This is a genomic window from Stenotrophomonas sp. YJH_SMC_32, from assembly GCF_059369975.1.
The window spans coordinates 114,427-141,284 of record NZ_JCAFTE010000003.1 but is presented as its reverse complement, the minus strand read 5'-3'; the positions used below and the strand labels follow the sequence as shown (position 1 = coordinate 141,284).

Genomic DNA, 26,858 nt, shown 5'->3' with positions numbered 1-26,858 from the left:
AATGCGACGCGGGAGGGGCGAATACGGCTTAATCCCCTCCGTCCCCTTTTTCTTGCGGAGCAGGCGCATGAATCGTTGGCGATGCGGTGTGGCGATGATGCTGGGGCTGGCGGCGATGCCGGCGTGGGCGGCGATGAAGACGCAGCCGGTGGAGTGGAGGCACCAGGGCACGACCTTCAGTGGCGTGCTGGTCTATGACGATGGTGGGCACGACAAGCGCCCGGGCCTGGTGATGGTGCCGAACTGGAAGGGTGTGAACGAGTCGGCCATCGAGAAGGCCAAGCAGCTGGCCGGTGATGACTACGTGGTGCTGGTGGCCGATGTCTATGGCAAGGACGTGCGGCCGAAGAGTGATGCGGAGGCGGGGCCGGTGGCCAGCAAGCTGCGCAATGACCGGCCGCTGCTTCGTGCGCGTGCACTGGAAGCGGTGAACGTGCTCAAGGCGCAGGCCGGCAAGGTGCCGCTGGATGCCAGCCGGATCGGTGCGGTCGGTTTCTGTTTCGGTGGCACCACGGTGCTGGAGCTGGCCCGCGCCGGTGCGCCGCTGGCCGGTGTGGTCAGCCTGCACGGTGGGTTGGGTTCGCCCTTGCCGGCGCAGGCCGGTGGCACCCATCCGTCCGTGCTGGTGCTCAATGGGGCCGATGACAAGAGCGTGACCGCCGAGGACATCGCCGCTTTCCAGAAGGAAATGGACGCGGCGAAGGTCGATTGGGAGTTCACCAACTACAGCGGTGCGGTGCACTGCTTCGCCGAGCGCGACGCCAACAGCCCGCCGGGCTGCCAGTACAACGAGCGGGCGGCAAAGCGCGCGTGGAAGGCGCTGGATGAGTTTTTCGAGGAACGCTTCCGGTAATAAACGGCGTGCCGACCAACGGTCGGCACCCACCGGAATGCCGGTTTGGTGGGTGCCGACCGTTGGTCGGCACGCCTCCATCAATGCGAGCGCTGCACCGCGTAGCGGGCCAGGCCGCGCAGGGCAGCCACGGCGTCATTGTCGCCCAGGCCGTCGAGCGCACGCTCGGCGGCTTCGGCGTATTCTTCGGCACGGCGGCGGCTGTACTCCAGGCCGCCGGTGGCGCTGATCGCAGCCAGCACCTCCGGCATTGCCGAGGCATCACCGTCCTGCACGATGGTGCGCAGGCGCTCGCGGGTGGCGTCGTCGGAGTGGGCCATCGCGTGGATCAGCGGCAACGTGGCCTTGCCCTCGGCGAGGTCGTCGCCCAGGTTCTTGCCCAGCTCCTCGGCGTTGGCCGAGTAGTCCAGCACGTCGTCGGCGATCTGGAATGCGTAGCCCAGGTGCATGCCGTAGTCGAACAGGGCCTGCTGGGTCGCCTCATCCACGCCGCTGGCCAGCGCGCCCAGGCGGGTGCCGGCGGCGAACAGCACCGCGGTCTTGCGCTCGATCACGCGCAGGTAGGCGGCTTCGTCGGTATCCGGGTTGTGCACGTGCAGCAGCTGCAGCACTTCACCCTCGGCGATGCGGTTGGTGGCATCGGCCAGGATCTGCATCACCGGCATGCGCTCCAGCTCGACCATCAGCTGGAAGCTGCGCGAGTACAGGAAGTCGCCCACCAGCACGCTGGGCGCGTTGCCCCACAGCGCGTTGGCGGTGCTGCGGCCACGCCGCAGGCTGGACTCGTCCACCACGTCGTCGTGCAGCAGGGTAGAGGTGTGGATGAACTCGATGATCGCCGCCAGCTGGTGGTGCTCCGGGCCGGCCTGGCCGACCGCGTGGCCGGCCAGCATCACCAGCATCGGGCGCAGGCGCTTGCCGCCGGCGGAAATGATGTGGTCGGCGATCTGGTTGATCAGCACGACGTCCGAGGACAGCCGGCGCCGGATCAGGGCGTCGACGGCGGCCATGTCGGCCGCGGCAAGCGACTGGATCTGGGGCAGGCCCAGGGCGGGACGGGTGTCTTCGGTGATGGTCATGCGATCAGGCTTTCAGGCTCACCATCGATTATAGGCGCTGGCCGTGAATTCGGGCGCAAACCGGCCCGAGCGGCAATTCCAGCCCGGCCTGCGCGGCCCTTCGCGTGAATACGTATGCAGGTTGCGCCATGCCCGCGAGGCCACCGCTAAGCTTGCCGGATCAGGATTTCGGCCCGCTGCCGGCGGGTCCCGCATGCCCGGAGGGGGGCTGTCGATGTCGCACTATCCATGGTGGCGCGGAGCCGTCATCTACCAGATCTACCCGCGCAGTTTCCTCGATGCCAACGGCGATGGGGTGGGCGACCTGCCGGGCATCATCGAGCGCCTGGACCACATTGCCGCGCTGGGCGTGGATGCGATCTGGATCTCGCCGTTCTTCAAGTCCCCCATGGCCGACTTCGGCTACGACATCGCCGACTACCGCGACGTCGACCCGCTGTTCGGCAGCCTGGACGACTTCGACCGCCTGCTGGCCAAGGCCCACGGCCTGGGCCTGAAGGTGATGATCGACCAGGTGCTGAGCCATACCTCGATCGAGCATGCCTGGTTCCGCGAGAGCCGCCAGGACCGCAGCAATCCGAAGGCGGACTGGTACGTCTGGGCCGACCCGCGCGAGGACGGCACCCCGCCCAACAACTGGCTGTCACTGTTCGGCGGCTGTGCCTGGCAATGGGAGCCGCGCCGCGAGCAGTACTACCTGCACAACTTCCTGGTCGACCAGCCGGACCTGAACTTCCACCACCCGGACGTGCAGCAGGCCACCCTGGACAATGTACGTTTCTGGCTCGATCGCGGCGTGGATGGCTTCCGCCTGGATGCGATCAACTTCTGCTTCCACGACGCGCAGCTGCGTGACAACCCGCCCAAGCCGGCGGAGAAGCGGGTGGGGCGCGGCTTCAGCCCGGACAACCCGTACGCCTACCAGTACCACTACTACAACAACACCCAGCCGGAGAACCTGCCGTTCCTGGAGCGCCTGCGCGCGCTGCTGGATCAGTATCCGGGCGCGGTCAGCCTGGGCGAGATCTCCTCGGAGGACTCGCTGGCGACCACCGCCGAGTACACCCGCGAAGGCCGCCTGCACATGGGCTACAGCTTCGAGCTGCTGGTGGATGACTACAGCGCGGCCTACATCCGCGACACGGTCTCGCGGCTGGAAGCGGCGATGACCGAAGGCTGGCCGTGCTGGGCGGTGTCCAATCACGACGTGGAGCGGGCGGTCAGCCGCTGGGGCGGCCACCCGGCTGACCCGCGCCTGGCGCGGATGCTGGTGGCGATGCTGTGCTCGCTGCGCGGTTCGGTCTGCCTGTACCAGGGCGAGGAGCTCGGCCTGGCCGAGGCCGAGGTGCCATTCGAGGCCCTGCAGGACCCCTACGGCATCACCTTCTGGCCGAACTTCAAGGGCCGTGATGGCTGCCGCACCCCGCTGCCGTGGACCGATGCACCGCTGGCCGGCTTCACCAGCGGCCAGCCCTGGCTGCCGATTCCGGCCGAGCACCGGGCGGCGGCGGTGGCCGTGCAGGAGCGCGATCCGCTCTCGGTCCTGGCCGCATTCCGGGTCTTCCTGGCCTGGCGGCATACCCAGCCGGCCCTATTGCATGGCAGCATCCGATTCATCGAGAGCGCCGAGCCAGTGCTGCTGTTCGAGCGTATGCTTGCAGATGAAACCCTCCTGCTGGCCTTCAACCTGTCGGCCGAGGCGGTGACCCATCCGCTGCCGCCGGGCAACTGGCAGCAGGTGGCGGTACCGGGCCCGGATGCGGGCACGGTGCAGGGCAACGAACTCCAGCTGCCGCCGCGCGCGGTGTATTGCGCCCGACGCAGCTGACCGTTTTCTCCGGTGGCGGTACTTGCGGGGACGGGGCCGAAGCGCCCCGTCCCTTTTTTGTGGGTGGAGTTCCAGAGAACGGCATCCACGCATGGCGTGGATCTACCGACCCGTTGACATCGTGCCGTGCGAAGGTCGCCTCGCTCGTTCAGTAGATCCACGCCATGCGTGGATGGTCCTTGCCGACCAACGGCCGGCATCCGCGCAAAAGAAAGCCCGCTACCTGCGCAGCGGGCATTCCATGGGGTGCCAGCCAGCGGCCGGCACGACCCGGCCGTGATCAGAACTTGTAGTTCACGCCCAGCATATAGGTGCGGCCCCACTCGATGTACTCCAGCGGGCGGTCCTTGCTGCCGGCGTAGGTGCGGTACGGCTCGTTGGTCAGGTTGCTGCCCTGCAGAAGCAGGGTCAGGCCACGCAGGGCACTGCTGTCGCTGAAGGTGTAGCTGACCTGCGCATCGGTCACGTTCTCGCCGACAACGTAGCGCAGGCTGCGGTTGCCGTTGAAGTTGCCGATCTCGCCGATGAAGTCCGAACGCCGGCGCTGGCTGACGCGTGCTTCGAAGCCGCTGCGCTCGTAGTAGGCGGTGAAGTTGTACACGCGCTTGGACAGGCCCGGCAGGCTGATCGGATCACTGCCCACGCTGGAGGCGCTCTCCGGGTCCAGGATGGTGATGTCGCTCTTGTTGAAGGTCGCGCTGGCCTGCACACCGAAGCCACGCAGGCTGTCGGTCAGCATCTCCAGCGGGAACGATGCGGTCAGTTCCAGGCCCTTCAGCGTGCCGCCCTTGCCGTTCTGCGGGGCGGAGAAGGTGCCGGTGTACTGAACCGGCGCCGCACCTTGCTGAGGAACGTAGTTGCGAAGCAGTTCGGTGAAGTCGTAGTTGTCGACCGACTGGGTGTAGACGTAGCTCTTCAGGTCCTTGTAGAAGATCGCGGCAGCCACGTAGGCCTTCTCGCCGAAGTACTTCTCGTAGGACAGGTCCAGCGCGGTGGCACGCCACGGGTCCAGCAGCGGATTGCCGCCGCTGCCGCCGGGGCGGCCGGTGCCGGTGTCCACGCCGAACTCCAGGCCGGCGCGCATCTGGTCCACGCGCGGGCGTGCGACCTGCTTTGCAGCGGCGAAGCGCAGCGTCTGCTGGTGAGGGAACAGGAAGGCCAGGTTCAGGCTCGGCAGCCAATCGTTGTAGGTGCGGCCGTTCGAGTACGGCTGCACGTTGTTGCCGGCCGACTGCGAGCTGTCCCAGTAGCGCGAATCCGAACTCTGGTCGGTGTGCTGCATCTGCACGCCGATGTTGCCGCGTACGCCGACGTCACCGATGTCGGCGTTGATGTTCAGGCGCGCCCAGGCGGTGGTGATCTTCTCCCGTACCGTCCACGACTTGGGAATCAGGTAGTCCAGGTTGTCGACCGGGTTGAAGGTCATGTAGCGGCCCACCGCAGCGGGCACGTTCCAGGCCGGGATGGTGCCGAGGCCGGCGAAGCCCAGGTTGACCGGGCGGTACTGCAGGTCCGAGGCGATGTTGGCGTCGCCCTGCGCACCCAGCAGGATGTTGCCTTCGGACTGGGTCTTCACCTTGCGGCGGTCGGCGTAGTTCACGCCGATGTCGATGTCCGGCGCCCACGATGCGACGGCATCGGGCAGGGCAATGGTGGCGGCCAGCTTGCCACCCTTCAGGCGGTCTTCCACCTTCGGCACCTTGCCGTAGCCGGAACCGTAGATGGTGTTGGTCAGGAACAGGGCGTCGGGGTTGGAATAGTTCAGCCCCGGGCTGATCTGCGAGAAGCCGTCCTGGCGGATCGACACGCCGACCGTATCCAGCTGCGGCATCGGGGTCAGCTGCAGGTTGTTTTCCAGGTTCAGCTCGTCGCGCGTGGCCTTGGAGTAGTTCAGGTCGGCGACCAGCTTGACGCCACTGAAATTGAACTCGTTGTTCCAGCCGAACGCGTCGATCTTGTCCTTGCGCTTGTTGTACATGCCGCGTACCAGCGGGTACACGCCGCTGGCGGTGCCACCGGTGAACGAACCATTGGCGTTGACCTGCGGGTTGCTGACCAGCAGGCCCGGGGTGTAGTTGCCGTTGTAGTTGCTGAGGTTCAGCTCGAACTGGTTGGCGGTGTCGATCTGCTCGGCTTCGGTGTGGAATGCATCGAAGGTGCTGGTCCAGCTGTTGTTCGGCCGGAACTGGATCGTGGCCATCACGCCGTCGCGCTTGTTGTTGCCGGTGCGGCGCAGCGCCTTGATGCCATCGGAGAAGTAGGTGCCGGCACCCACGCCCGGACGGTCGCCCTTGTCGGTGTGCTCGGTGGTCCACGGTTCGTACAGGCCGACCTGATTCTCCTGGATCGGCATGTCGCTGTGCGCATAGCCGATGGCGATGCCCAGGGTCTTGTCCAGGAACTGGTCGATGTAGCTGGCGCTGAAGCGGTTGCCGTACGGATCGGTGTTGGCGGCGCGGCCCAGCGAGCTCTTCTGGTAGCGGCCACTGACCGCGATCACGCGCTCGCCGAAGCTGAGCGGGCGCGCGGTCTGCATGTCGATGGTGCCCGACAGGCCCTGTCCGACCAGCGCCGCGTCCGGGGTCTTGTACACGGTCACGCCGTTGACCAGTTCGGACGGATACTGGTCGAACTCGACGCCACGGTTGTCGCCGGTGCTGACCACTTCGCGGCCATTGAGCAGGGTGGTGGCGAAGTCCGGCGACAGGCCGCGCACGCTGATCACCTGCGCACGGCCCGCCACGCGCTGTGCGGCAAGGCCGGGCAGGCGCGAGATGGACTCGGCGATGCTGACGTCGGGCAGCTTGCCGATGTCTTCGGCGGAGATCGCTTCGACCACCGAGGTGGCGTCCTGCTTGACCGCGATCGCGCTCTCGATGCCGCGGCGGATGCCGGTGACCTGCACCGTATCGAGGTTGGTGGCGGCGTTGCCGGCCGGCGTGGTGGTGCTCTGCGTGGACTGTGCCGACGCCAGCGTCGGCGCCAGGACAACGGCCAGCGCGATGCTGAGCGCGCTGCGCTTGTGGTTCAACATTTTCCCCTCCCAGGCAATGTTGCAGATCGATTTGTGAGCGTTCCGGCGGCGCCGTGAACGTGCGACGCGGTGGCCGCTGTCGTCGCCGCTATGGTAGGCAGCGCATTCTTCGCGGGAATCACCCTGCATACGTATTCAATGGCGTCTGCAGGGGTGTAATCGCTTTCATGCAGCGCTTCCGGTAGTGCCGGCCGCTGGCAGGCAATCGCGTTCGCCGGGTTGCCGGCCAGCGGCCGGCACTACCCGGGCATTCACAGCGGCGTGAAGCGAATGGCCTGGCCACCGCCTGGTGCCAGCACCAGCGTCAGTGCATCGGCGCTGGTCACTTCGCGGGTTTCGCGAACGAACGCGAACGGGCTGCTGCGGAAATCCGCGCCTTCACCATCACGGTAGATCTCGGCGCGGTAGCGCACGCCAGGTTCCAGGAAGCCCAGCGATACCGGCAGCACGCGGCCGTGCTCGTCGGTGATGCTGCCGAGGAACCAGTCGCGGCTGTTGCGGTCGCGGCGCACGATCGTCACGTAGTCACCCACTTCGCCATCGAGCACGCGGCTCTGCTCCCAGTCCACCGCCACGTCCTCGATGAAACGGAACGCCTCGCGATGCTGCAGGTAGTGTTCGGGCAGGTCGGCGGCCATCTGGATCGGGCTGTACAGCACCACGTACAGCGCCAGTTGGCGGGCCAACGTACTGGGGATGGCCTGGCCGTGGCGGCCCTTCAGGCTGAGGATGCCGGGGGTGTAATCCATCGGCCCGGCCAGCATGCGGGTGAACACCAGGTTGACCTCGTGCTCAGGCGGGTTCGGTGGCTGGCCCCAGGCGTTGTACTCCATGCCGCGAGCGCCTTCGCGCGAGATCCAGTTGGGATAGGTGCGGCGCAGGCCGGTATCCTTGATCGGCTCATGCGGGTTCACCGACAGGTGCCGGCGCGCGGCTTCCTGCACCACCTTCAGATGGTGGCGGGCCATGAACTGCCCGTCATGCCACTCGCGCCACAGTGGGCCCCCCGTGGGATTGCGGCGGTCGACCTGGCCGTCGTCGCAGACGTAGCCGGTCTTGAACTGGTCCACGCCCAGTCGTGCATAGAGGTCCAGCGCGGCGCCCAGCTGGGCCTCGTAATGTTCGATGGCGCAGCCGGTTTCGTGGTGACCGATCAGGTGCACGCCCTTGTTCAGGCCATACGCCGACAGCGCTTCGATGTCGAAATCGAGCGTGGCACGGGTGAAATCGAAGTCGTAGCCATTGCCGACCCAGTTACCGTCCCAGCCCGGATTCCAGCCTTCCACCAGCACGCCGCGGAAGCCGTGTGCAGCGGCGAAATCGATCACCTTCTTCGTCTTGGCGGTGGTGGCCGCGTGCTTCAGCCCGGTCGCCCAGCTCTCGTTGTCCAGGTGCATCGACCACCACACGCCCAGGTACTTGGCTGGCTTCACCCAGCTCACATCGCCCAGCGCGTTGGGTTCGTTGAGGTTGAGGATCAGGTCCGATTCGACCAGGCCGCCGGCACGGTCGGCGATCTGCAGCGTGCGCCAGGGCGTGGCGAAGGGCAGGGCGCGGCGTGCCTTCCAGCCTTCGGCCGAGGGCGACAGCTGCGCGCGCAGGCGTTGTCCCTCGGTCCGGCGCAGCCACATGCCGGCATAGTCCACCAGCGCCGCTTCGTGGATCGCCACGTGCAGGCCATCGCGGCTGCGCAGGGTCATCGGCGTATGCACCAGCGGTACTTCGTGCAGCGGGGTGCGCTGGTACAGGTACTCGTAGTGGATCGGCTCGCCGGCCGGGATCCACCAGGCGGTGGAATCCTGCGCGATGGCGAACTCGGTCAGTTCGTCATCGATGATCGCCTCGTGCAGGTTCGGTTGTTCGGGGAACACGTAGCGGAAGCCGATGCCATCGTCGTAGACGCGGAACACCACATCCAGCCGGCGCTTGCTGCCGGTGGTTTCGGCCAGCTGCACGGTCAGCTCGTTGTAGTGGTTGCGGGTGAGCCGGCGTTCGCCCCACGGCTGTTCCCAAGTGTCATCCACGCTGTGCCGCTGCTGGCCCAACAGGGTGAAATCGCGGTCCAGGCGACCGTCGCGCAGGTCGAAGCCGAGCTTCGAATCCTCCACCACAGTGTCGCCCAGGCGCTCGACCCGGTAGCGGGCCGTGCCGCCGTCCAGCACCAGGCTGACCTTCAACACCTTGCCCGGCGATTCGACGCTGGCCACCTGGGGCGCGGCCTGTACCAGCGTGGCCCAGCCAATCAGGGCCAGGCCCAGCATGTGCGCGAACACCGCGCGTACAGCAGTGGGTGACATCGGCAATTCCCCTCCCAAGGCGCCGTTGGCAGACCCGGACCATAAGCCAGCGCGGCGGGTGCGCTACCGCGCGATGCCATGAATACGTATGCAACTGGACGCAGCCGACAGCCCCGCGTCTACCATGGGGCCAGGGCACCTTGAGGGAGGGGCCGCGCCCGCCCGCCGGCAACGACGGTGCGGACCTACAACGCGTGCAGAGAGGGAGGGAGGCCGACGGGCGCGAGCCGGTCCGCCGCTTCGATGCTGAAGATCATTTGCCTGACCGCTGCCCTGGGGGCAGCGCTGGGGACGACCGCGCAGGCGGCCGACCTGCAATTCGACGGCCGCCATGCGCGCGCCGAAGCCGCTGCCAAGGGCAGCTTCGTGCTGCATGCGCCGAAGCGCGAGGTGCGCATCGCGCCGATGCCGATGCGCAGCCAGACCGGCAGCGTGATGTTCGATGCCCTGTTCGCACTGGCCCAGCAGGAGATGGACCAGGACCGCGTGGATGCGATCCGTGATCCCGCCTTCGACGAAGGCCGGCCGGTGCCCTGCGAGTGCTTCCAGACCGGCGCGCGCTGGCCCTATGTGTGGACGCGCGATGTCAGCTTTGCCGCCGATCTGGCGCTCGCACGCCTGGACCCGAAGCGCACCCGGCAGTCGCTGCAGTTCAAACTGTCGGCGGCGCGCGACGGGCACACGCCCGGCCTGTTTGTGGCGCAGGACACCGGTTCCGGTGGCAGCTGGCCGATCAGCAGCGACCGCGTGGTGTGGTTCCTGGCGGCTCGTCAGCTGCTGGAGGATCGCGCATTTGCCGACCAGGTCTGGCAGGCGCTGCAGGGCACGCTGGCGCAGGACCGCGCGATGGTGTTCGACGCGCAGATGGGCCTGTACCGTGGCGAGACTTCGTTCCTGGACTGGCGCGAGCAGACCTATCCGGACTGGACCCGCGAGGACGTGCGCTTCATCGGTGATTCCTATGCACTGTCCACCAACGTGCTGCACTACCAGGCACTGCGCCTGGCCGAACGCCTGGCCGGGCAGCACGGCGATGCCCGCGCGGCCGATTACAAGGCCTGGGCCGACGCATTGGCGCAGCAGATCGATGCGCGCTTCTGGCGCGAGGATATCGGCCAGTACATGAGCTACATCGGCGAAGCGGCGCACCCGGTGCCGTACGCCAAGGTCGATCTGCTCGGCCTCTCGCTGGGCATCCTTGCCGAGGTGCTGCCGCCCGAGCGCGCGCGGCGTGCGCTGGCGGCGTATCCGATGGGGCCAGCCGGCAGCCCGGTGGTCTGGCCGCAGGAAGCACAACAGCCGATCTATCACAACCGGGCGATCTGGCCGTTCGTCAGTGCCTACTCGCTGCGTGCGGCGCGGCAGCTGGACGATGCGCCGCGCATCGCCGCCGAGATCCGCTCGCTGATGCAGGGTGCCGCGCTGGCCGGTTCCAACATGGAGAATTACGAGCTGGTCAGCCAGGCCGTGCATGTCGATGAAGGCGCGCTCAGCGGGCCGGTGGTCAATTCGGAGCGCCAGCTGTGGTCGGTGGCCGGGTATCTGTCGATGGTGCTCGAAGGCGTATTCGGCGTACAGGCTGACGGCCGCGTGCAGCCCAAGGTGCCAGCCGCGCTGGTCCCCGAACTGTTCGGCAAGCAGCGCCGCATCTCCCTGGAGGCCGATGGCAAGCGCTATGTGCTGGAGCGGCCGAAGCAGGTGGGTGATGGCCTGCTGGTGGCGGGCCAGGTAAAGACGCGTGGTGCCACCACCACCGTGCAGCTGGTGGCCACCGCAGCGGCACCGAGCAGCGTGGCGACGACGGCCGACGCCAATGCGCGCGCACCGGCCACGCCGGCCGCACCGCAGGCGCGACGCAAGGGCAGGGGCTGGAACATCGAGGTCGCTGCCGGCCAGGTGCTGTGGCAGGACGGCCGGGCGCTCACCGCCAGCAATGGCCTGGCACGCATCGGTGACGATGGCCTGCAGCATTGTCTGAGCCTGACCCGGCGCGACGGCGCATTGGAATCGCTGCACAGTCCGATGGTCTGCGTCGGTCCGCAGCAGCGATTGAAGGGTGCCGAGCGCTGGCAGTTCACCTCGGCCAAGGCGGGGCAGGTGCGCCTGCGCCTGCAGTACAGCAACGCGAATGGGCCGATCAACACGGGCGTGACCGCCGCGGTGAAGCAGCTGGTGCTGCAGTGCCCGGGCCAGCCGTTGCAGCGGCACACCGTCACCCTGCCGCACAGCGTGGCCGTGCAGGACTCGACCTCGGCGACGTTCCCGGTGCCGAAGGGCCGATGCACGGTCACGCTTGAAGAGGGCTTCAACATGAGCACACTGCAGCATTTCGCGCACTACACCGGGGGCAAGGGCGGGCGCGACGGCGTGCTCAACCAGGCGCAGGTGCAGGCGCTGACGGTGGCGCCCGTGGCTGTAGAGGGCGCACGATGAATCGCCCCGCCAAACCCCAGCTGTCGTTCTGGCAGATCTGGAACATGTGTTTCGGTTTTCTCGGCATCCAGTTCGGCTTCGCCCTGCAGAATGCCAACGCCAGCCGCATTTTCGAGACGCTGGGCGCGGACATCGACGCGGTACCGGGGCTGTGGATCGCCGCGCCGCTGACCGGCCTGCTGGTGCAGCCGGTGATCGGTTACCTGTCCGATCGCACCTGGACGCGCTGGGGGCGGCGCCGTCCGTTCTTCATGATCGGTGCGGTGCTGACCACGCTGGCCCTGCTGGTGATGCCGAATTCACCGACGCTGTGGATCGCGGCCGGCACGCTGTGGGTGCTCGATGCCTCGATCAACGTATCGATGGAGCCGTTCCGAGCCTTCGTCGGCGACCAGCTGGCGCCACGCCAGCGTCCGGCCGGCTATGCGATGCAGAGCTTCTTCATCGGTGTGGGCGCCATCGTCGCCAGCTTCCTGCCGTTCATCCTGGCCCACTTCGGGGTCGCCAATACGGCCGCCGCCGGTGAGGTGCCGGACACCGTGCGCTATGCGTTCTACTTCGGCGCGGTGGTGCTGCTGGCGGCGATCACCTGGACGGTGGTCAGTACCCGCGAATATTCACCAGCAGAACTGGCTGCCTTCGATGATGCCGAGCCACCGGAACATCACGCGGCGGCCGCGATCAACGGCCCGGCTCCATGGACGCGGGTCACCCTGTGGCTAGGGCTGGGTGTGCTGTTGGCGCTGCTGATCACCTGGCGGCAAGGCGACAGGATGCTGTACGTGCTGGCAGGCCTGTGCGCCGGCTACGGCCTGCTGCTGGCGGCCGCGCGCGCGTTGCCGGCCACGCATATGCTGGCCGCCATCGTCGGCGACCTGCGCGCGATGCCGGTGACCATGCGCCGCCTGGCGTGGGTGCAGTTCTTCTCATGGTTCGCGCTTTTCGCCATGTGGATCTACACCACTGCTGCGGTGGCCGGTACCCACTTCGGTTCGACCGATCCACAGTCGGCGGCCTACAACGAAGGTGCCAACTGGGTGGGCGTGCTGTTTGGCGCCTACAACGGCTTCGCCGCGCTGGCCGCAGTGCTGATTCCGCCGATGGTGCGTGCGATCGGCCTGCGTTGGAGCCACCTGGTCAACCTGTGGCTGGGCGCTGCAGGCCTGGTCTCGCTGATGTTCATCCGCGACCCGCACTGGCTGCTGCTGTCGATGGTGGGTGTGGGTTTTGCCTGGGCATCGATCCTGTCGTTGCCGTATGCACTGCTGTCCGACAGCGTGCCGGCGTCGAAGATGGGCGTGTACATGGGCATCTTCAATTTCTTCATCGTGATCCCGCAGCTGGTCGCGGCCAGTGCGCTCGGCTTTGCCCTGCGCGCATGGCTGGGTGGCCAGCCGATGCATGTGCTGGTGTTGGGCGGCTGCAGCCTGTTCATCGCCGGCCTGTGCGTGCTGCGGGTTCCGTCCCGTCCGGAGGTGGTGTGATGCGTGGTGTCCTGGCTGTTGCCGTTTCCCTTACCCTGTTCGCCGGCCAGGCCGTGGCCACGCCGCGCCCGGACTACGTCGGCACCACCGAACCGTTCGCCAGCGATGCGGTGTATTTCGTGGTCACCGACCGCTTCGTCAACGGTGATCCATCCAATGACCATCGCGACCAGGGTGGCGCGCACCGCACCTTCGACATCCCGGTGCCATGCCCGGACAAGGTGGACGGCAACATCGGCTACCTCGGCGGCGACTTCCGTGGCGTGCTCGACAATGCGCAGTACATCCGCAACCTGGGTTTCGGCGCGGTGTGGATCACGCCGATCGTCGACAACCCTGACCAAGCTTTCACCGGCAGCAAGCCGATCAGCTGCACCAGCACGCTGACCGACCGCGGCAAGACCGGCTACCACGGCTACTGGGGCATCAACTTCTACAGACTCGATGAGCACCTGCCCAGCAGGGACCTGGACTTCGCCGGACTGACCAAGGGCCTGCACGGTGCCGGCTTGAAGGTGGTGCTGGACATCGTCGGCAACCACGGTTCGCCGGCCTGGACCATGCCGATACGGCAACCGCAGTTCGGCCAGATCTTCGACAAGGACGGAACGCTGATTGCCGACCACCAGAACCTGCCACCGCAGAAGCTGGACCCGAAGCACAACCCGCTGCACGCGTTCTACAACAACATCGGCCCGGTCGACAGCAAGGACGGCTCGATCTTCGACGGCAACCTCGCCGAACTGTCCGACTTCAACCAGGACAATCCGGCGGTGATGGACTATCTGGTCGGCGCTTACCTGCAGTGGACCGCGCAGGGCGTGGACGCGCTGCGCATCGATACCATCGGCTGGCTGCCGCACCCGTGGTGGCATGAATTCGTCAAGCGCATCCGCGCCGAGCACCCGGGCATGTTCATGTTCGGCGAAGCCTTCGACTACAACGCGGCGACCATTGCCGAGCACACCTGGCCGGCCAACGCCAATGTCAGCGTGCTCGACTTCCCGTTGCGCGGTGCTCTGGAGCAGACCTTCGGCACCGCCGGCAAGGGCTTTGAGACCCTGGCCGAGCCGCTGCACCTGAGCGGTGGCCCGTATGCCAATCCGTACGAGCTGATGAGCTTCTACGACAACCACGACATGCCGCGCCTGCAGGCCAGCGACAATGGCTTCATCGACGCGCACAACTGGCTGTTCACCGCGCGCGGCATTCCGGTGGTCTATTACGGCTCGGAGACCGGCTTCATGCGTGGCCGCGCCGAGCACGCAGGCAACCGTGCCTACTTCGGCCAGCCGCGTGTGGACGCTGCGCCGCAGAGCCCGATCTTCGCGCCGCTGCAGCGTATCGCCAAACTGCGTGAAGCGACCCCGGCACTGCAGCGTGGCTTGCAGGTGAACGAGCGGCTGCAGGGCGATGAGGCCGTGTTCTTCCGCGTGCTGCAGCACGGTGACGTGACGCAGACCGCGCTGGTGCTGCTGAACAAGGGTGATGCGGCGCGCACCTTCGAGGTGGACCGCTACCTGCAGGCTGGCAAGTGGCGTGATGCGCTGGATGGCGGCACGGTGAAGGTCGAGCAGCAGCTGAAGACTGACGTGCCGGCGCATGGGGTAAAGGTCTATGTGCTGGACGCCACCGTGCAGCAGCCGGCACTGCAGGCCGAACTGGACAAGGCGATGGCCGACCAGAAGGCGCGGGACCAGCGCCTGGGGCGGTAGTGCCGGTCGCTGGCCGGCAACTCATGAATCCATGGTCCCTTCAGGTGCCGGCCAGCGGCCGGCACTACCGGGGGGACCACATCCGGCACAATAGGCACCCCTCACGCCCTGCCGTACCGCCATGACCGACCTCGTCCCGCAGACCCCGATCGAAACCCTGCTGAAGGCGGCGATGGACGGGGCGGTGCCGATCCGCGCCTTCATGGAAGCCTTCGTCGCCTCCGAGGTGGTGCTGCAGACCGGCAGCCTGGTGACCCCCGATGGCAGCGGTTTCGACCCGCTGCTGTTCGACAAGCAGGGCACGCTGCACGTGGCCGTGTTCACCGATCCATCGCGGGTGGGCATCTACAGCCAGCAGGCCGAACACCAGATCCGCTGGCTGATGCTGGACGTGCTGCGCCGCGTGCCCGGCGGCTACGGCGTGGTGATCAACCCGGGCACCGCGCTGGGCTTCGAGATCTCGCCCAGCGGCATCGGCGAGATCCTGAAGGACTTCGCCCAGGGTTGATTGTCATGTAGAGCCGAGCCCATGCTCGGCTGCCGTTCGCGCAATGCCCGCTCAGTCGTGCAAGGCTCGACGCTACAGAAGGCTTCCCTTCGAACGCCGTCCGTGATCCCCTTGGGCGACATCGGGATCGAGGCCTGGTCATGGAGTTCAGGGTATTGCCTGCCGACGCAGCGGAACGACAGCAATTGGCGCAGTGGTACCACGCGCAATGGGGCCGGGACGCCGGCCTGACGCTGGAACAGGAACTGCAACGGCTCGACCCGCCGCAGGATGCTGAAGGTTTCCCGCACCTGATCGCCGCTTTCGAAGATGGGCAGGTGGTCGGTGCAGTCCAGCTCAAGCGCCGCGAGATGCAGGCCTTTCCACAGTACGAGTACTGGTTGGGCAGCGTATTCGTGGCCGACAGCCATCGCGGCCGCGGATTGGCCAGTGGTCTGGTCGAACAGGCTGCGGCACAGGCCGCGCGGATGGGCGTTTCCGACCTGTACCTGCAGACCGAGGCCCTGGATGGGCTGGTGATGGTGCGCAGGTTGGCCGCATGAGCGCATCCACGGTACGCCATTCCCGCTCGGCCCTGATCTTCCTGATCGTGGCCATCGTTGCGGCCCTAGTGGCCATGCCCCTGCTGCGCGCGGTAGGCATGGTGCAGTGGCCGGTGTTTGTCATCGCCTGGCTGATCAACCTGGGCGCGGCTTGGCATCTGGCCCAGTGGGCGCGCCAGCAGGGGCGCTCGGGCTGGGCGTTCGGGGTACCGGCAGCACTAGGTACGGTCGCCTCGATCGTGGTCTATGTGCTGTTGGCATTGCTGGGCCCGAAGTCCCCGGTGCGCTGAACCTTCGCCGGCTGTCCTGGACAATGTGCCGAGCAGGGCTCGGCACCACAGCAAGGCCGAGCCAAGCCCGCACGCGTTGCGTGGAGCGCCGGCGCACAGGCCGGCGCCCCCTCCCTCACATCGTCACCTTGCTCCGGTTGTCATCGCTCACCCGGTCGATCAGCTTGTTGTAGGGATCGAAGCCCGCTTCATCCGGCTTCCCGTCCACCGTCACCGTGATCTTCGGCTCGGCGCTGGTGATGTGGTGGCGCTGCAGGTACAGCACCTTCTGGTCGCGCTCCTTGCCCGACGGGCCGTTGGCGAACACGCCGATCTCGACCCAGTCATCCATCTTCGCGTCGCTCTCCTTGCCCTTGCCATCGGCGTACTGCTTGGCGGCGTGCAGGTCCAGGGTCACGTCGTAGCGCCCGTCATCGCGCTTGCGGGCGCTGGCGGCCATCACCCGGTTGTCGTAGAAGCTGATCTTCTCGAACAGATCGGTGACCAGCTGCTGGCGGTCAGCCGGGGTCTCGGCGCGGATGTAGCCCAGCAGCTCGCGTGAGGTGGTGTACGGCGGCTGCTGGTAGCCCTTGTCCTGCAGGAAGCGCTTCAACGCCCGGTTCAGGGCCTGCTCGCCGATTTCCTCGCGCAGCCGATAGAACACCAGCGAACCCTTCTGGTAGTGGATGTACTGCTGGTTCTCCACGCGCTCCAGCGGCTGTTCCTCGATGGCCTCGCCGCCGCGGCCGGACAGGTAACCGTCCAGCTCGCGCTTGAGGAACTGGCGCATATGCTGGCGGCCGTACTCCTGCTCCATCACCATCAGCGCCGAGTACTGCGACAACGATTCGGACAGCACCGTTGCGCCCTGCACGTTGGCACCAATCACCTGGTGCGCCCACCACTGGTGTGCGATCTCGTGCGCGGTCACGTAGAACACGTAGTCCACCTTGTCCGGGTCACGCAGGTCAGCGATGAAACCGATGGCCTCGGAGTAGGGGATGGTGTTGGCGAACGACTGCGCGAAGCGGGCATAGCCCGGGAACTCGATGATGCGTACCTGGCGGTGCTGGTACGGCGTGAAGTTCGCCTCGTAGTAGGCCAGTGATTTCTGCACCGCCTCGATCATCCGGTCCACGTTGTAGCCGTGCGCCGGTTCGAAGTAGACCTCGATCGGGATGTCCTTGTACTTCGCCTTGCGCACCTCCCAGCGTGCCGACAGATACGCGTAGAAGTTCAGCATGGGCCGGTCCATGGCATAGCTGAAGCAGCGCCGGCCATTCACCGTGGTCTCGTGCCGCAGGTAGCCCGGCGCCAGCGCGACCTGGTCCGGCGCGGTGCACACCGTGGTGCGGAAATCGAGCCAGTCGGCATCATTGGAGATATAGGTGTTGGCCCGCGCTGCCTCGTCTTCCAGCCTGGGCATGCGCCGCGGTTCACCGAGATCGCGCTTGCGGCGTTCGTTGCGGTCGCTGATCTCGGCGCCCTCGTTATAGCCGAAGGACGGCAGTACGCGGCTGTTGAAGAACGTGCCGTTGTCCACGATGTTGCTCGGGGCCTGGCCGGCGGTGATGCCGTTGGGCTTCTGCACCACCCGGAAATGCACGCTGCGGGTTTCGCCCGGTTGCAGCGGCCTGTCCAGCCGGTAGATGCGGTAGCCGAGATCCTTGTCGTGGAAGGTCAACTTCTGCCCGCCGAGGTCGGCGGCCAGCAGCTGCTTGTCGTCGCCCATTGAGACATGCAGGTCCTGGATGGGCTGCGCGTGCAGGTTGCGGATGGTCCAGTTCGCGTCGATCACCATCGACTGCGATTCCGGGAACAGGTCCACGCGGTTGTCCACGGCGACAATGCGTGGCTGCGGCAGGTTGCGGTACTTCGACAGCTCGCGCTCGTAGCGGGCCTGCAGGTCCAGCTGCTGGTCGGGCGGGATGAACTCGTTGCGGATGTTGGTGCTCCAGTACAGCCAGCCGCCCACGCCGACGAACGCCACTGCTGCCAGCGCCGCAAAGGCGCCGGTAGGGCCGCGCAGGCGACGGCCAGCCAGCGCCAGGCGCTGGCGCAGCCCCTGGCTGACACCGCGTACCCAGAAGGCTGACGCCAGACACATCAGCGTCAGCAGGAACAGCGCCCAGTAACCCTGGAAGGCCAGCTGCCCCGGCAGGAAGTGGCCGTAGCCGTTCATGTCCGAATAGGGCGCGTTGGGCCAGCTGCCGAAGTTGTACAGGTGCTGCGTGTAGTCGAGCAGGCCGAGCACGCCCTGGCCGATCATCACCACGATCAGCAGCGCGTAACCGACGAACTTGTTGTTGGTGAGTACCTGCAGCACCAGCGCCAGGCCCCCCATCAGGATGTAGACCACCGAATCCAGCGCCAGGCTGCGCAGGTACAGCAGCGGCTCCAGATGGGTGTAGCCCTTGGCCAGCTGCACGCCCATCGCGGCCAGCGCACCGGCGGCCTGGAAGCAGACGATCACCGCCAGCAGCGCAGTGAACTTGGCCAGCAGTGGCACCCAGTTCGGCACCGGCATGGCATCGGTCACTTCGTTGATACGCGCGCTGCGTTCCTTCCAGACCAGTTCACCGGCGAAGAACAGCACGATGATCACCAGCAGCCAGCTGAAGGCGCCCTGCAGGGCCATGATCATCTGCGAGGTGACCGGCCAGATCGAGGTGCCGTACAGGGTCTGCCGGAACAGCGCGCTGGGCAGGAAGTTGGCCAGGCCCAGCACCAGCAGCACGATGAACGGTACGCTGCGCAGCACGCCGCGTGCATCGAAGCGCACCTGGCGCAGGAACTGCCGCCACGCCGTGGTGGCGGTGAACGCCGGCACCACGCGCGGCAGTGCTGCGCGGGTGGGGCGGACACTGGCGGCATCGGCAACCGGTTGCGCCTGCCTGCGGCCCCAGCGCCGACGACCACTGCCGCTGCGTTCGGTACGGAACAGCGCGAAGGTGGCGGCGAACAGCGCGGCAGCCACACCCAACCACAGAGCACGGTTGGCCAGCAGGTAACCGGCCAGCTCGGGAATCCCGTTGTTGCGTTCGGCGGTGGACCAGTAGCGGATCGTGCGGCCGAGGGCGCGCATGCCCAGCGGTTCGCTCAGCACCGCGATCCACGTATTGTCGATGTCACGCAGCAGGGCCGCGCTGGCACCGTACAGCACCAGGTAGGCCACCAGGCCGATGTAGACCCACAGGATCGAGCGGGTCAGTGCCGCCAGCAGCGACAGCAGTGCGGTGGTGAACAACAGGTTCGGAATGACGATGACCGCGAACGTCCACGCATAGCCCTGCCAGCTGATCGGGCCCATGCGCTCGGGATCGACCCACGGCATGAACGGTGCCAGCCACAGCCCGAACGCGATCACCACGTAAACCAGCAGCCCGGCGGCGAGGGCAGCGGCGATGCGCCCCGCCAGGTGGTCGCGGCGTTTCACCGGGCTGGCGAAGATCAGTTCGGCGGTGCCCAGTTCGAAGTCACGCAGCAGCGCATTGCTGACGAACAGTGCAGTGACCAGCATGCCGAGCAGGGTGAAGATGCCCAGCATCTGCGCGATCACGGTGGGCGCGTTGCTGTGCACGTTGCCGCTACCGCCACCGATCTGCACCGCATCGCTGGAGGCGGCGGCGAAGGCGAGCAGGGCGAACAGCCCGGCCAGCAGCCACAGCAGCGGGGAGCGCAGCTGCTCGCGCAGCTCGAAACGGAAGAAATCGAGGATCATGGTGTGCTCCGCTCAGGCTGCCGCGCGGGCACGGGCCTGCAGGCGCAGGCGCTGGAAGTACACGTCCTCAAGGTCGGGAGCCACGGCCGCGAAGCCATCGCCGGGGTCGTTGGCGCTGTGCACGTGGATCACTGGGCGGCCCCCGACCAGGCGGGTCGAGAGCACCACGTAGCGTGCTTCATGGTCGGCCAGTTCCGAAGGATCGACCTGCTTGCGCCAGACCTGCTGCTGCAGGGCATCGATGGCATCGGCCGGTCGCCCGGTCAGCAGCACCTGGCCCTTGTTCATGATCGCCATCGTCGGGCACAGGTCGGTCACGTCCTCGACGATGTGGGTGGACAGGATCACCGCCACGTTCTCGCCAATCGCCGCCAGCAGGTTGAGGAAGCGGTTGCGTTCCTCCGGATCGAGGCCGGCGGTGGGTTCGTCGACGATTACCAAGCGTGGGTCACCCAACAGCGCCTGAGCGATGCCGAAGCGCTGGCGCATGCCGCCGGAGTAGGTGCCCAGCTTGCGCTTGCGCGCGTCCCAGAGGTTCACCTGCTGCAGCAGTCCATCGACCACCTCGCGACGCTGGGCGCGCTGGGTCAGGCCCTTGAGCACCGCGAAATGTTCCAGCAGGTCCAGCGCGCTGACTTTCGGGTACACGCCGAAATCCTGCGGCAGGTAGCCCAGCCGGCGGCGCACCGCATCCTTGTCGCGCAGTACGTCGATCGGCGCCTCGCCCGGAATGCTGAGCGTCGCCGTGCCGCTGTCGGCCTCCTGCAGGGTGGACAGCGTGCGCATCAGCGACGACTTGCCAGCGCCGTTCGGGCCGAGCAGGCCGAACATGCCGCGCGGGATGTCCAGGGTGACGTTGTTGAGGGCATGCACGCCGTTGGCGTACGTCTTGGACAGCGAATCGATCTTCAGCATGCGACGTACACCTTTCCATGGGCAATGTCTGCGCGTTATCCGCGCAACCGCGTCCGTGCGCATCCGCCGTTGGTCATGGGGGGAGAACCCCGCCATCGTGCGTTGGCCGGAGCGCCGGCCCAGCGGCGCCTACCCGCGCAGGGATGATTCGCGCACGACCAGCTTCACCGGGATGCTCTGGCTGTCCACCGGCTGCCGCCCGATCAGCGCCAGCAGGCGTTCCACCAGCAGCTGCCCGGCCTGCTTGGTGTCCTGCTGCACGGTGGTCAGCGCCGGGGATACCGAAGCGGCCAGCGGGATGTCGTCGAAGCCGGTCACCGCCACGTCCTGCGGTACCCGCAGCCCGGCCTCGCGCAGGGCGCGCATCGCACCGATGGCGATCAGGTCGCTGGCCGCGCAGATCGCATCGATCGGCTCGCCGCGCGCCAGCAGGGCCTGGCAGGCCTCCTGGCCGGAGGCCTCGGTGGTGATCGCATCGTGCTGCAGCGCCGGTTCGGCGGCCAGGCCGTGGTCCTGCAGCGCCGCGACATGGCCGCGGTAGCGCTCCTGGAATTCGGGGTAATGGCTGGAGGCATGGCCGAGGAAGGCGATGCGGCGGCAGCCCTGCTGCAGCAGATGGGTGGTGATGTCATGCCCGCCCTGGAAGTTGTCGCTGCCGATCGAGACACCGGGCTGGCCGGGCAGGGCGGCGCCCCAGCGAACGAAGTGCGTGCCCTGTTCAACCAGCCGCTGCAGGCGGTCGCGCGATTCGTGGTAGTCGCCATAACCGAGCAGGATGATGCCATCGGCCTTGTTGCTGTCTTCGTAATCCGCCTGCCAGTCGGTGGACAGCTGCTGGAACGACACCAGCAGGTCCTGCCCGTGCAGGGCGCAGGCGCGGGTGATCGAGCCCAGCATCGAATGGAAGAACGGGTTGATCAGCGAATCGTCGTTGGTCGGATCCTCGAAGAACAGCAGGGCCAGCGTGCCGGCATTGCGCAGGCGCAGACTGGAGGCGTTCTTGTCGACCTTGTAATTCAGCTCGCGGGCGATGCGCAGGATGCGCTCGCGGGTCTCGGCGTTGACCATCGGGCTGCCACGCAGGGCCCGCGACACGGTCGGCTGGGAGACCCCGGCCAGGTGGGCGATGTCGAGGGAGGTGGCTTTGCCTTTGATCGTCATGTGCGGGCGGAGCGGGCAGGTGGAAGGTGCCCGGGCATGATGCCATGCGCAGACGCGAATGCCCCTCTGAACGTCGGTCGGGGCGCAGGTAAGTCATTGCCGGACAAGGAAATCAGCCTGATCCTTCGGTGCGGTCGGGGTCTCCTGACCGGGCGGATGGCGGCGGCAATGGTAAGATGCGTCGTTCTCGCATTCCCCCAAATTTCACCAGGGGCGGCCCAGCGTACTGCACCCCGCCCGGGGCTGTGCTATCACTGGCGGTCTGCCCCTGGACAACGGACGAAGGTACCTATGGCGCGCGGCATCAACAAAGTCATCCTGGTCGGCAATCTTGGCAACGACCCGGACGTGAAGTACACCCAGGGCGGCATGGCGATCACCCGCATCAGCCTGGCCACCACCAGCGTCCGCAAGGACAAGGATGGCAACCAGCAGGAGCGCACCGAATGGCACCGCGTGGTGTTCTTCGGCAAGCTCGGCGAGATCGCCGGCGAGTACCTGCGCAAGGGCAGCTCGGTCTACGTCGAAGGCAGCCTGCGTTACGACAAGTACACCGGCCAGGACGGCGTGGAGAAGTACTCCACCGATATCATCGCCGATGAAATGCAGATGCTGGGCGGCCGCGGTGAAGGCGGCGGCGGCGGTGGCGGCAACTACGGCGGCGATCGTCCGCAGCGCCAGCAGGCGCCGCGCCAGGAGTACGGCGGCGGTGGCGGCGGCCAGCGTGGTGGCCAGGGCGGTGGCTATGGCAACCAGGGCGGCAACCAAGGTGGCGGCTACGGCAACCAGGGCGGCAACCAGCGTCCGCAGCCGCAGCAGGCGCCGCCGATGGACGACTTCGCTGACGACGATATTCCGTTCTGATCGACCGCTTGCGCGCAGCAGAAAAGAAAGCCCCGCTCATGCGGGGCTTTTCTTTGTCCGCGATTCCTGCGGAGTTGTGCCCCGCAGCATTGAATTTTCGTGCACCGCAACTTGCAAGCATGCAATTTCCTCCCCTATGGTGCAATCGATTGCATTGCTGTGAATCGTTGCGTTTGATACCGGTTGGGAGGCCGGCAGATGGATGTCCATCCATTCGATCAGACCGGCCCCGGCGACGGGGCTCACGCGGCGCGATGCGCTGCGCCTCGCAGTTGCCGGCAGCATTGGCCTGGGGGCCGTGACGACCGCGGGGGCGTTGCCCGCATTCGCCGCCACTGCACCGCTGAAGGGCAACCTGAAGCACGCCGTGGCCCGCTGGACCTTCCCGCAGCTGTCGGTCGCCCAGCTCTGCACGACGGTGAAGGACATCGGTTTCGCCGCCATCGACCTGGTCGGCCCGGATGACTGGCCCACGCTGAAAGCCCACGGCGTCTACAGCTCGATGTGCAACGGCGCGGAACTGGGCCTGACCAAGGGTTTCGCCGGCCGCGAGTTCCACGATCAACTGGTGGAGCGCTACACGCGGCACATCGATCTGGTGGCCGATGCCGGTTACCGGAATCTCATCTGCTTCTCCGGCAACCGCAACGGTATGGACCCGCATGACGGCATGGCCAATGCCGAGGCTGGCCTCAAGCGCATCCTCGGGCATGCCGAGAAGCGCGGCGTGGTGCTGGTGATGGAGTTGCTCAATTCCAGGGTCGATCATCACGACTACCTGTGCGACCACTCCGCATGGGGTGTGGAGCTGTGCCAGCGGCTCGGCTCGGACAACTTCGGCCTGCTCTACGACATCTACCACATGCAGATCATGGAAGGCGACATCATCGCCACCATCGGGAAACACCACGCCTGCTTCAAGCATTACCACACGGCAGGGGTGCCCGGCCGGAACGAGATCGGGGACCGGCAGGAGCTGAACTATCCGGCCATCTGTCGCGCGATCCGCGACACCGGTTTCAAGGGGTATCTGGCGCAGGAGTTCATGCCTGCCGCGCCCGATCCCGTTGCCTCATTGCGCGAGGCGATCCGCCTCTGCGACGTCTGAAACGATATCCACCCAGGTGAGAAACCCATGGCAGATAATCACTACGACGCCATTGTTGTTGGCTCGGGAATCAGTGGCGGTTGGGCAGCGAAGGAGCTGACCGAGAAGGGCCTGAAGGTCCTGATGCTGGAACGCGGACGCAACATCGAGCACGTCAAGGACTACGTCAATGCGATGAAGGAAGCGTGGGACTTCCCGCATCGCAACCGGCCAACGCAGGCGATGAAGGCCGACTTCCCGGTGCTGATGCGCGACTATGGCCTGGCCGAAAACCTGGAAGGAATGTGGGCCAACGAGCAGGACTCGCCCTACATCGAGACCAAGCGCTTCGACTGGTTCCGCGGCTACCACGTCGGTGGCCGTTCGCTGTTGTGGGGCCGTCAGAGCTACCGCTTCTCCGACCTGGATTTCGAGGCGAACCTCAAGGAGGGCATCGCCACCGATTGGCCGATCCGCTATGCCGACATCGCGCCGTGGTACGACCATGTGGAAAAGTTCGCCGGCATCGCCGGCACGCGCGAGGGACTGGACGTGCTGCCGGATGGTGAGTTCCTGCCGCCGATCCCGTTGAACATCGTCGAGAAGGACGTGGCCGCGCGGATCAAGAAGGCCTTCGGCGGCACCCGGCACATGATCCACTCGCGCACTGCCAACATCACCCAGCCGATGCCCGAGCAGGGGCGCGTGAACTGCCAGTATCGCAACAAGTGCATTCTGGGCTGTCCCTTTGGTGCCTACTTCTCCACCCAGTCGGCGACGCTGCCGGCGGCGATGAAGACCGGCAACCTGACCCTGCGGCCGTTCTCGATCGTCAAGGAAGTGCTCTACGACAAGGATCGCAAGCGCGCGCGTGGCGTGGAGGTGATCGACGCCGAGACCGGGCAGACCTATCAGTACACGGCCAAGGTCATCTTCCTCAACGCATCGTCCTTCAACTCGACCTGGCTGCTGATGAACTCGGCCACCGATGTCTGGGAGGGGGGGCTGGGTTCTTCGTCGGGCGAGCTGGGGCACAATGTGATGGACCATCATTTCGGTGCGGGCGCCTCGGGCCGGGTCGAGGGCTACGAAGACAAGTACTACTTCGGCCGCCGTCCGTGCGGCTTCTACATTCCGCGGTTCCGCAATGTCGCCGCCGACAAGCGTGGCTACCTGCGCGGATTCGGCTACCAGGGCGGTGCCAGCCGCACCGGCTGGTCGCGCGAGATCGCCGAGCTGAACATCGGTGCCGACCTGAAGGAGGCGCTGACCGTGCCGGGTGACTGGCGCATCGGCATGACCGGGTTCGGTGAGATGCTGCCGCACCACGACAACACGATCCACCTGGACCGCGACCGTAAGGACAAGTGGGGGCTGCCGGTGCTGGCGATGGATGTGTCCATGCGCGCCAACGAACTGGCGATGCGCAAGGACATGGCCGCTGACGCTGCCGAGATGCTGGAGGCGGCCGGGGTCAAGGACGTGAAGATGCACGACAACGACTACGCCCCGGGCAAGGGCATCCATGAGATGGGGACTGCGCGTATGGGACGTGACCGGAAGAGCTCGGTGTTGAACGCGCACAACCAGGTGTGGGATGCGCCCAATGTGTACGTCACCGACGGTGCCTGCATGACCTCCAGCGCCTGCGTGAATCCGTCGCTGACCTACATGGCGCTGACCGCGCGCGCGGCCGACCACGCGGTACGCGAACTGAAAGCGGGGAACCTGTGATGGATCGCCGCGAACTGCTGAAGATGATCGTCGCCGCCACCGGTGCGGCGATGGTTGGCCTGCCAGCGCTGGTGCATGGCAAAGCACCAGCGGCTGGGATGATGGCCGCGTTCTCCGATGCCGAAATCGGCACGCTGGACGAGATTGCCGAAACCATCCTGCCGCGGACCCGGACACCCGGGGCGAAGGACGCGGGCGCCGGTGCGTTCATGGCGACGTTCGTCAGCGACTGCTACACCGCCAGGCAGCAGGCGGTGTTCCGCGCCGGGCTGGCGGACATCGACAAGCGCGCCGGTGGCCGCTTCGTGTCGCTCACGCCGGAGGCGCGCACCGGTTTGCTGCGTACACTGGATGCCGAAGCCAAGGCGCGCAATGCAGACGTGACCGAGACCGGAACGCCCGAAGAGGGCGAAGCCATGCCGCATTACTTCACGATGATCAAGCAGCTGGCCATCTTCGGCTTCTTCACCTCCAAGGTCGGTGCGACCGGGGTGCTGCAGTACGTCGCCGTGCCGGGGCGCTACGACGGTGACCTCGCCTATGTCCCCGGCACACCTGCCTGGGGGACCAGCTGATGGACACCAACCTGATGATCCGCCCTGCGTTGATCACCGCCGGCCTGCTGGCCGCTGCATCTGCGTTCGCACAGGACAATGCCGACGCTGTGCGTGACCCGAAGAAGACCGAAGTGTGGAGTCCTGTGCCCGCGACCGTGGCAACGCCACCTGGCAAGGCACCGTCCGATGCGATCGTGCTGTTCGATGGCAAGGATGTCTCCGCGTGGGAGGCGGAGCAGGGTGGCAGCGTGCCCTGGGAGGTGGCCGATGGCGCCATGACTGTCGTTCCGGGCAGCAAGGGCATCCGCACCCGGCAACGCTTCTGCGATGTCCAGCTGCATGTCGAGTGGCGCACGCCCACCGAAACCAAGGGCTTCGACGGCCAGAACCGGGGCAACAGCGGGATCTTCCTGCAGGAACTGTATGAACTGCAGGTGCTCGACAGTTACCACAACCCGACCTATGCCAATGGCCAGGCGGGTTCCATCTACAAGCAGGCCATGCCACGGGTGAACGCCTCGCGCGCACCGGGCCAGTGGCAGGTCTACGACATCATCTGGAAGGCCCCGCGCTTCTCGCCGGGCGGCGGCCTGACGTCGCCCGCACGGATCACCGTGCTGCACAACGGCGTGCTGGTACAGGACCACACCGTGCTGGCGGGCAGGACCGAGTACATCGGCGCACCGTCGTACGCGCCGCATGGGTGCGCGCCGCTGTATCTGCAGGAACATGACTCCAAGGTCAGCTACCGCAACATCTGGGTGCGCGAGCTGTAGC

Annotated in this window: 19 protein-coding genes; 13 read left to right on the top strand and 6 right to left on the bottom strand. The window is 66.5% G+C overall.

The window, feature by feature from the left end; genetic code table 11:
• Positions 1-67: 67 nt before the first annotated feature.
• A complete protein-coding gene (locus AC5P7S_RS06615; RefSeq protein WP_095376976.1) occupies positions 68-853 on the top strand; it encodes a dienelactone hydrolase family protein in 786 nt (261 codons plus the stop codon).
• Positions 854-933: 80 nt separating this feature from the next.
• On the opposite strand, the gene AC5P7S_RS06610 is transcribed toward AC5P7S_RS06615, so the two are convergent.
• Positions 934-1,932, bottom strand: coding sequence for a polyprenyl synthetase family protein (locus AC5P7S_RS06610; protein ID WP_095376975.1), 999 nt, complete (start codon positions 1,930-1,932; stop codon positions 934-936).
• Between the two features lie 214 nt (positions 1,933-2,146).
• Here AC5P7S_RS06610 and AC5P7S_RS06605 point away from each other — a divergent pair, with 214 nt between their 5' ends.
• Complete coding sequence (locus AC5P7S_RS06605) at positions 2,147-3,760, top strand: alpha-glucosidase family protein (RefSeq protein WP_095376974.1); 1,614 nt, start codon at positions 2,147-2,149, stop codon at positions 3,758-3,760.
• A 280-nt stretch (positions 3,761-4,040) separates the two neighbouring features.
• Here the strand turns inward: AC5P7S_RS06605 and AC5P7S_RS06600 are convergent, their stop codons facing one another.
• Both AC5P7S_RS06600 and AC5P7S_RS06595 read right to left on the bottom strand, forming a co-directional pair.
• Positions 4,041-6,794, bottom strand: coding sequence for a TonB-dependent receptor (locus tag AC5P7S_RS06600; protein WP_095377072.1), 2,754 nt, complete (start codon positions 6,792-6,794; stop codon positions 4,041-4,043).
• Between the two features lie 251 nt (positions 6,795-7,045).
• The gene (locus AC5P7S_RS06595) at positions 7,046-9,097 is read right to left on the bottom strand and encodes a glycoside hydrolase family 97 protein (RefSeq protein ID WP_095376973.1); all 2,052 of its coding nucleotides are present in this window, start codon (positions 9,095-9,097) and stop codon (positions 7,046-7,048) included.
• A gap of 237 nt (positions 9,098-9,334) precedes the next feature.
• Here AC5P7S_RS06595 and AC5P7S_RS06590 point away from each other — a divergent pair, with 237 nt between their 5' ends.
• From AC5P7S_RS06590 to AC5P7S_RS06565, 6 genes are all read left to right on the top strand, one after another.
• On the top strand, positions 9,335-11,524 hold the full coding sequence (locus tag AC5P7S_RS06590; protein WP_095376972.1) for a glucosidase family protein: 2,190 nt from the start codon (positions 9,335-9,337) through the stop codon (positions 11,522-11,524).
• Entirely contained in the window at positions 11,521-13,008 is a 1,488-nt protein-coding gene (locus AC5P7S_RS06585; protein ID WP_005415622.1) for an MFS transporter, read from the top strand. Before AC5P7S_RS06590 ends, AC5P7S_RS06585 begins: the two co-directional genes overlap by 4 nt.
• Entirely contained in the window at positions 13,008-14,723 is a 1,716-nt protein-coding gene (locus AC5P7S_RS06580; protein ID WP_095376971.1) for an alpha-amylase family glycosyl hydrolase, read from the top strand. Before AC5P7S_RS06585 ends, AC5P7S_RS06580 begins: the two co-directional genes overlap by 1 nt.
• 121 nt (positions 14,724-14,844) lie before the next feature.
• Positions 14,845-15,231 carry an SseB family protein gene (locus tag AC5P7S_RS06575; RefSeq protein ID WP_065196572.1) on the top strand — a complete coding sequence of 129 codons (387 nt, stop codon included), beginning with the start codon at positions 14,845-14,847 and terminating at the stop codon, positions 15,229-15,231.
• A gap of 140 nt (positions 15,232-15,371) precedes the next feature.
• Entirely contained in the window at positions 15,372-15,773 is a 402-nt protein-coding gene (locus AC5P7S_RS06570) for a GNAT family N-acetyltransferase (RefSeq protein WP_095376970.1), read from the top strand.
• The gene (locus AC5P7S_RS06565) at positions 15,770-16,063 is read left to right on the top strand and encodes a hypothetical protein (protein ID WP_065177907.1); all 294 of its coding nucleotides are present in this window, start codon (positions 15,770-15,772) and stop codon (positions 16,061-16,063) included. The genes AC5P7S_RS06570 and AC5P7S_RS06565 overlap by 4 nt, the downstream gene beginning before the upstream one ends.
• A 115-nt stretch (positions 16,064-16,178) precedes the next feature.
• Here the strand turns inward: AC5P7S_RS06565 and AC5P7S_RS06560 are convergent, their stop codons facing one another.
• The 3 genes from AC5P7S_RS06560 to AC5P7S_RS06550 all read right to left on the bottom strand — a co-directional run bounded on the left by AC5P7S_RS06560 (position 16,179) and on the right by AC5P7S_RS06550 (position 21,839).
• Positions 16,179-19,763 carry an ABC transporter permease/M1 family aminopeptidase gene (locus AC5P7S_RS06560; RefSeq protein ID WP_495213613.1) on the bottom strand — a complete coding sequence of 1,195 codons (3,585 nt, stop codon included), beginning with the start codon at positions 19,761-19,763 and terminating at the stop codon, positions 16,179-16,181.
• Positions 19,764-19,775: 12 nt separating this feature from the next.
• On the bottom strand, positions 19,776-20,678 hold the full coding sequence (locus tag AC5P7S_RS06555; protein ID WP_005412555.1) for an ABC transporter ATP-binding protein: 903 nt from the start codon (positions 20,676-20,678) through the stop codon (positions 19,776-19,778).
• Positions 20,679-20,807: 129 nt separating this feature from the next.
• Positions 20,808-21,839: a LacI family DNA-binding transcriptional regulator gene (locus AC5P7S_RS06550; RefSeq protein WP_014646297.1), complete on the bottom strand. Its 1,032-nt coding sequence runs from the start codon at positions 21,837-21,839 to the stop codon at positions 20,808-20,810.
• A gap of 291 nt (positions 21,840-22,130) precedes the next feature.
• On the opposite strand from AC5P7S_RS06550, the gene AC5P7S_RS06545 reads away from it, so the two are divergent.
• The 5 genes from AC5P7S_RS06545 (at position 22,131) to AC5P7S_RS06525 (ending at position 26,857) form a co-directional block, all read left to right on the top strand.
• Positions 22,131-22,703: a single-stranded DNA-binding protein gene (locus AC5P7S_RS06545; protein WP_043034165.1), complete on the top strand. Its 573-nt coding sequence runs from the start codon at positions 22,131-22,133 to the stop codon at positions 22,701-22,703.
• Between the two features lie 202 nt (positions 22,704-22,905).
• Positions 22,906-23,811 carry a hydroxypyruvate isomerase family protein gene (locus AC5P7S_RS06540; RefSeq protein WP_095376968.1) on the top strand — a complete coding sequence of 302 codons (906 nt, stop codon included), beginning with the start codon at positions 22,906-22,908 and terminating at the stop codon, positions 23,809-23,811.
• 27 nt (positions 23,812-23,838) lie between these two features.
• Positions 23,839-25,524 (top strand): GMC oxidoreductase, encoded by a 1,686-nt coding sequence (locus AC5P7S_RS06535; RefSeq protein ID WP_005415637.1) that lies wholly within the window; start codon positions 23,839-23,841, stop codon positions 25,522-25,524.
• Entirely contained in the window at positions 25,524-26,099 is a 576-nt protein-coding gene (locus AC5P7S_RS06530) for a gluconate 2-dehydrogenase subunit 3 family protein (protein WP_005415638.1), read from the top strand. Before AC5P7S_RS06535 ends, AC5P7S_RS06530 begins: the two co-directional genes overlap by 1 nt.
• Complete coding sequence (locus AC5P7S_RS06525) at positions 26,099-26,857, top strand: 3-keto-disaccharide hydrolase (protein ID WP_095376967.1); 759 nt, start codon at positions 26,099-26,101, stop codon at positions 26,855-26,857. Before AC5P7S_RS06530 ends, AC5P7S_RS06525 begins: the two co-directional genes overlap by 1 nt.
• Position 26,858 lies beyond the last annotated feature (1 nt).

What these genes read in the sequence shown, in the direction of transcription:
- AC5P7S_RS06545 (WP_043034165.1), top strand. Translation starts at nt 22,131, where the DNA reads ATGGCGCGCGGCATCAACAAAGTCATCCTGGTCGGCAATCTTGGCAAC.
- AC5P7S_RS06555 (WP_005412555.1), bottom strand. Translation starts at nt 20,678, where the DNA reads ATGCTGAAGATCGATTCGCTGTCCAAGACGTACGCCAACGGCGTGCAT.
- AC5P7S_RS06600 (WP_095377072.1), bottom strand. Translation starts at nt 6,794, where the DNA reads ATGTTGAACCACAAGCGCAGCGCGCTCAGCATCGCGCTGGCCGTTGTC.
- AC5P7S_RS06615 (WP_095376976.1), top strand. Translation starts at nt 68, where the DNA reads ATGAATCGTTGGCGATGCGGTGTGGCGATGATGCTGGGGCTGGCGGCG.
- AC5P7S_RS06565 (WP_065177907.1), top strand. Translation starts at nt 15,770, where the DNA reads ATGAGCGCATCCACGGTACGCCATTCCCGCTCGGCCCTGATCTTCCTG.
- AC5P7S_RS06525 (WP_095376967.1), top strand. Translation starts at nt 26,099, where the DNA reads ATGGACACCAACCTGATGATCCGCCCTGCGTTGATCACCGCCGGCCTG.
- AC5P7S_RS06550 (WP_014646297.1), bottom strand. Translation starts at nt 21,839, where the DNA reads ATGACGATCAAAGGCAAAGCCACCTCCCTCGACATCGCCCACCTGGCC.
- AC5P7S_RS06530 (WP_005415638.1), top strand. Translation starts at nt 25,524, where the DNA reads ATGGATCGCCGCGAACTGCTGAAGATGATCGTCGCCGCCACCGGTGCG.
- AC5P7S_RS06610 (WP_095376975.1), bottom strand. Translation starts at nt 1,932, where the DNA reads ATGACCATCACCGAAGACACCCGTCCCGCCCTGGGCCTGCCCCAGATC.
- AC5P7S_RS06605 (WP_095376974.1), top strand. Translation starts at nt 2,147, where the DNA reads ATGTCGCACTATCCATGGTGGCGCGGAGCCGTCATCTACCAGATCTAC.
- AC5P7S_RS06540 (WP_095376968.1), top strand. Translation starts at nt 22,906, where the DNA reads ATGTCCATCCATTCGATCAGACCGGCCCCGGCGACGGGGCTCACGCGG.
- AC5P7S_RS06570 (WP_095376970.1), top strand. Translation starts at nt 15,372, where the DNA reads ATGGAGTTCAGGGTATTGCCTGCCGACGCAGCGGAACGACAGCAATTG.
- AC5P7S_RS06575 (WP_065196572.1), top strand. Translation starts at nt 14,845, where the DNA reads ATGACCGACCTCGTCCCGCAGACCCCGATCGAAACCCTGCTGAAGGCG.
- AC5P7S_RS06560 (WP_495213613.1), bottom strand. Translation starts at nt 19,763, where the DNA reads ATGATCCTCGATTTCTTCCGTTTCGAGCTGCGCGAGCAGCTGCGCTCC.
- AC5P7S_RS06535 (WP_005415637.1), top strand. Translation starts at nt 23,839, where the DNA reads ATGGCAGATAATCACTACGACGCCATTGTTGTTGGCTCGGGAATCAGT.
- AC5P7S_RS06580 (WP_095376971.1), top strand. Translation starts at nt 13,008, where the DNA reads ATGCGTGGTGTCCTGGCTGTTGCCGTTTCCCTTACCCTGTTCGCCGGC.
- AC5P7S_RS06590 (WP_095376972.1), top strand. Translation starts at nt 9,335, where the DNA reads ATGCTGAAGATCATTTGCCTGACCGCTGCCCTGGGGGCAGCGCTGGGG.
- AC5P7S_RS06585 (WP_005415622.1), top strand. Translation starts at nt 11,521, where the DNA reads ATGAATCGCCCCGCCAAACCCCAGCTGTCGTTCTGGCAGATCTGGAAC.